Annotated in this window: 4 protein-coding genes and 1 pseudogene; 3 read left to right on the forward strand and 2 right to left on the reverse strand. The window is 68.1% G+C overall.

The features are described from left to right. Nucleotides 1-97: 97 nt before the first annotated feature. Nucleotides 98-1444 carry an IS630 family transposase gene (locus ABZT03_RS43205; protein ID WP_356049670.1) on the reverse strand — a complete coding sequence of 449 codons (1347 nt, stop codon included), beginning with the start codon at nucleotides 1442-1444 and terminating at the stop codon, nucleotides 98-100. Nucleotides 1445-1502: 58 nt separating this feature from the next. Between ABZT03_RS43205 and ABZT03_RS43210 the strand changes: the two are divergent. Then, nucleotides 1503-1769 (forward strand): annotated as a pseudogene (locus ABZT03_RS43210) (Tn3 family transposase); the annotation flags it as partial. Nucleotides 1770-1842: 73 nt separating this feature from the next. Here ABZT03_RS43210 and ABZT03_RS43215 read toward each other — a convergent pair. Continuing rightward, nucleotides 1843-2463 carry a TetR family transcriptional regulator gene (locus ABZT03_RS43215; RefSeq protein WP_356049672.1) on the reverse strand — a complete coding sequence of 207 codons (621 nt, stop codon included), beginning with the start codon at nucleotides 2461-2463 and terminating at the stop codon, nucleotides 1843-1845. A gap of 93 nt (nucleotides 2464-2556) precedes the next feature. Here ABZT03_RS43215 and ABZT03_RS43220 point away from each other — a divergent pair, with 93 nt between their 5' ends. Together ABZT03_RS43220 and ABZT03_RS43225 are read left to right on the forward strand one after the other, a co-directional pair. Continuing rightward, on the forward strand, nucleotides 2557-3375 hold the full coding sequence (locus ABZT03_RS43220) for an SDR family NAD(P)-dependent oxidoreductase (RefSeq protein ID WP_356049674.1): 819 nt from the start codon (nucleotides 2557-2559) through the stop codon (nucleotides 3373-3375). Between the two features lie 113 nt (nucleotides 3376-3488). Further along, a complete protein-coding gene (locus tag ABZT03_RS43225; protein WP_356049675.1) occupies nucleotides 3489-4307 on the forward strand; it encodes an SDR family oxidoreductase in 819 nt (272 codons plus the stop codon). The last annotated feature ends 146 nt before the right edge of the window (nucleotides 4308-4453 follow it).

Here is a 4453-nt window from a genome sequence, read left to right on the forward strand (position 1 = left end):
CATGACTCGTCCGATCCGCCCGGCCCGAGAGCCCGAGGCCGAGCCCCGGGCCAGACTTCCACATCACGGACTTACACGATCTTTCAGACACGCTCGCTTAAATCCCTTGCTGGTTTTCGATGGCAGGTGGAGTGACCTTGGTGAGGTAGTCGGCGAGGGATCTGAGGATCTCGTCGGCGGTCTTGGTCCAAGTGAAGGGCCTGGGGCTCTCGTTCCACGAGACGATCCATGCCCTGATGTCGTCTTCCAGCGCCTTCACCGAGGTGTGGACGCCGCGGCGGATGAGCTTGTCCGTCAGCAGGCCGAACCACCGCTCGACCTGGTTGATCCAGGAGGAGCCGGTCGGGGTGAAGTGGACATGGAATCGAGGGTGTCTGCCGAGCCAAGTCTTGATCTCGGGTGTGTTGTGGGTGGCGTAGTTGTCACACACCAGGTGCACGTCGAGTCCGGCGGGGACCGCCTTGTCTATCGTGACCAGGAACTTCCTGAACTCGATGGCCCGGTGGCGGCGGTGCAGTGCCGATATGACGGTGCCGTCGGCGATGTTGAAGGCGGCGAACAGGCTGGTGATGCCGTGCCGCAGGTAGTCGTGGGTACGCCGTTCGGGCATGCCCGGCATCATCGGCAGTACCGGCTGTGAGCGGTCCAGGGCCTGTATCTGGGACTTCTCGTCCACGCATAACACCACCGCCTTCTCGGGCGGGTTGTGGTACAAACCGACGACGTCGACGACCTTCGCGACGAACTGCGGGTCGGTGGAGAGCTTGAAGGCGTCCTGTAGGTGCGGCTTGAGATCGAACCGTTTCCAGATCCGGCCGACGGTGGACTTCGACAGCCCGGTCCGGGCCGCCATGGAAGCCCGCGACCAGTGCGTGTCCTGGCCCGGAGTGGATTCCAACGTCGCGGCGATGACGTCCTCGACCTGGTCGAGCAGGATGGACGGCGGCCGCCCCGGCCGCGGCTCATCGACCAGCCCGTCCAGCCGCTGTTTGACGAACCGAGCCCGCCAGCGGCTCACCGACTGCTCGCGCACCCCGAGCTCCGCCGCCACCTGCTTGTTCGTCCCGCCCTCCGCGCACCGCAGCACGATCCTCGCCCGCAGGGCCAGGAACTGCGCGGTCTTCGCTCGCCTCGCCCAGCGCACCAGCTGAGCCCGTTCGTCGTCGCTGAGCACCAGCTCCAGCTTGCGCCGGCCCGGCCGCGGCTCATCCGCAAGCCCGGCCATCCGCCGGTCAACGAACCGCGAGCGCCACTTCCTCACCGTGTCCGCGGTCACCTTGAACTCCGCCGCGACACGCGTATTCGGCGCACCGTCCGCGCATGCCAAAACGATGCGCGCCCGCTCGGCAAGACGGGGCACCACCGCCCCGCCAACCCAGCGCAGCAACTCGGCGCGCTCCTCATCGGACAGCACCACTTCGACGGCACGAGGACCCCGAGACATGAAAACAGGCTACAGACTTAAGCCCGCGATTTCCGGCGCATCACACTAGTTCGGATAAGACCAACTCGGCTCGCTGGGGCTGGTGCTGAACGCTGTCGTGCTGTGGACGACGAAGTACATCGACGCCGCGGTCGCCCAGCTGCGTGCCGAGGGCCACGAGATCCGCGACGAGGACATCGCCCGGCTGTCCCCGCTCAAGCACAAGAACCTCAACGTGCTCGGCCACTACAGCTTCACCCCGTCCACCCCGGCAGGCGGCCTGCGGCCCCTGCGTGACCCCAACGCGGTCGGTCTCGACGAGGACGACGACGGTACGGAGGAGTGAGCCGGGTGCCGGGCGGCATGGGCGCCCGGCACGGCGGCGAACGGCGGAGTGGGTACGCGCGCGGGCAGAACGGCTAGTCGGTGAATGCGCCCATGGCGCGGTCGAGCAGCACGGTCAGTGGAACTGCTCCCTCGCAGGCCACCCACGCCGCCGAAGCCGCGTCGGCGCAGGCGAGGGCGGCCGCGACGAGGGCCGCCGGCCGGGGATCATCCAGCTGGCCGGGACTGGCCCCCAGCCGGCGTGCGATCTCCGGGGCCATTATCTCCTGCCAGTGCATCTGCTTCTCGAAGTGCCGGGCGCGCAGCGAGGGCGTCTCCTGGAGCATCCGCAGATAGCTGAGCATCCGCTCGGGTTCCGCCTCGAGCATCCGCGTCATCACATCGAACACGCGGCGCAGTGCCTCCCAGGGCCGCTCTGCGTCGGGCCGGGCGGCGAGCGCGTCGGTGACCTGGCGGCCGATCTCGTCCAGGTCCGCCAGAACGATGTCTTCTTTCGTGCCGAAATGGCGGAACAGGCTGGCGCGCGACAGCCCGGCTTCGGCGGCGATCTGGTCGACGGTCGTCCGGTCGAATCCCTGCTCGGCGAAGAGCCTGATGGCCACGTCTGTCACTTCCGCCCGGATCGTGGCGCGCTGGCGCTCGCGCAGCCCGGGCTTGGCCGTGGAGCGGGTGGGCGTAGCGGCGGAGTCACTCATACCCGCAGGGTACACGAAATCTCAAGTTGATACTGCGTCTCAAATAGAGTTACAGTCTTCGCATAAGACGTGGTTTCGAGTAGGAGTGTTTCCATGAGCAAGATCTGGTTCATCACGGGTTCCTCGCGCGGCTTCGGCCGCCAGTTCGCCGAGGCCGCCCTGCAGCGCGGCGACAAGGTCGCGGCCACCGCCCGCAACACCAAGGCGCTGGCCGACCTGGCCGAGCGGTTCGGTGACGCGGTGCTGCCGCTGCAGCTGGACGTCACTGACCGCACCCAGGTGTTCGAGGCGGTCGCGGCGGCCACAGAGCGGTTCGGCCGGCTGGACGTGGTGGTCAACAACGCCGGCTATTCCCTGATCGGCGCCGTGGAGGACCTCGGCGAGCAGGAGCTGCGCGACCAGCTGGAGACCAACGTCTTCGGCGTCTTCCACGTCACCCAGGCGGTACTGCCCGTCCTGCGGGCGCAGAGCAGCGGCCACATCGTCCAGATCTCCTCGGCCATGGGGGTGGCCACCTTCGGCGGCACTGGCGGCTACAGCGCCTCCAAGTGGGCGCTGGAAGGGATGAGCGAGGCCCTCTCCCAGGAGGTCGCGCCCTTCGGCATCAAGGTCACGCTGATCGAGCCCGGCGCCTTCGCCACCGACTTCGCGAGCTCGGCGGTCTTCACCGCGCACGGCCAGGACGCCTACGGCCCCCTGTACGCGTCGCTGACCGAGATGGGCGCCTCCGCCCAGGCACCCGGCCCCGAGGGGGTCGGCGCCGCGATCCTGAAGATCGTCGACGCCGAGGCGCCGCCGCTGCGCGTGTTCTTCGGCGAGGAGCCCACCCAGTGGATACCCGCGGTGTACCAGCAGCGCCTGGACACCTGGGCCGAGTGGGCGCACGTGTCCAAGGCCGCGGAAGGCAACTAGGCACCGCCCGGCCCGCGGGCCATGACACGCCCACACCACGGCGTGTCACCGCACCGCCGACACCTGAGCGAGCCCGGGCGGCACACCCACCACACGGAGAGAAGGTCTACATCATGAGCAAAGTTTGGTTCATCACCGGCGCATCGAAAGGCTTCGGCCGCGAGTTCGCCCTCGGCGCCCTCGAGCGTGGCGACAAGGTCGCAGCGACCGCCCGCAACACGGACACTCTGCGTGACCTGGTCGAGCAGTACGGCGACGCCGTCCTCCCGGTCGAGCTCGACGTCACCCACCGCGACCAGGTGTTCGCCGCGGTGAAGTCCGCGCACAAGAAGTTCGGGCGGATCGACGTCGTCATCAACAACGCGGGCTACGGGCTCTTCGGAACGGTCGAGGAGATCACCGAGCAGCAGCTGCGCGACCAGATCGAGACGAACCTGTTCGGTGTCTTCCATGTCACGCAGGCGGTCCTCCCGATCCTCCGCGAGCAGCGCGCGGGCCACATCATCCAGATCTCGACCATCGGCGGCATCATCGCGTACCCGACCCTCGGTGCCTACCACGCGTCGAAGTGGGCGCTGGAAGGGATGACGGACGCACTCGCCCAGGAAGTCGCCGGCTTCGGCATCAAGGTCACCCTGGTCGAACCAGGCGGCTTCGCCACCGACTGGTCCGGTGCATCCGCCATCGTCGCCGACGCGCATCCCGCGTACGCGGCTCTGCACGAGAACATGGCCGCGCAGCGGGCGCAGGTCGTACTCCCGGAGCCGATCGGCTTCAAGTCCGCGATCCTCACGCTCGTCGACGCCGAGGAGCCGCCGCTGCGCGTGTTCTTCGGCGAGCAGCCCACCCAGTGGATACCCGCGGTGTACCAGCAGCGCCTGGCCGAGTGGGATCAGTGGGCGCACGTGTCCAAGGCCGCGGAAGGCAAGTAGAAAACGCCCGGCCCGCGGTGCGGTGACACGCCCACACCACGGCGTGTCACCACGTCAACAACGCGAAGAACGCCGGCTTCGAGTCCGGCCTGAGCAACTGGACCTGCACCGCGGGCAGCGGCGCGACGGTGTCCTCGCCCGTGCAC

It is taken from the genome of Streptomyces sp. NPDC005574 (genome assembly GCF_040605435.1).
GTDB lineage: Bacteria > Actinomycetota > Actinomycetes > Streptomycetales > Streptomycetaceae > Streptomyces.

What these genes read in the sequence shown, in the direction of transcription:
- ABZT03_RS43215 (WP_356049672.1), bottom strand. Translation starts at nt 2,463, where the DNA reads ATGAGTGACTCCGCCGCTACGCCCACCCGCTCCACGGCCAAGCCCGGG.
- ABZT03_RS43220 (WP_356049674.1), top strand. Translation starts at nt 2,557, where the DNA reads ATGAGCAAGATCTGGTTCATCACGGGTTCCTCGCGCGGCTTCGGCCGC.
- ABZT03_RS43225 (WP_356049675.1), top strand. Translation starts at nt 3,489, where the DNA reads ATGAGCAAAGTTTGGTTCATCACCGGCGCATCGAAAGGCTTCGGCCGC.
- ABZT03_RS43205 (WP_356049670.1), bottom strand. Translation starts at nt 1,444, where the DNA reads ATGTCTCGGGGTCCTCGTGCCGTCGAAGTGGTGCTGTCCGATGAGGAG.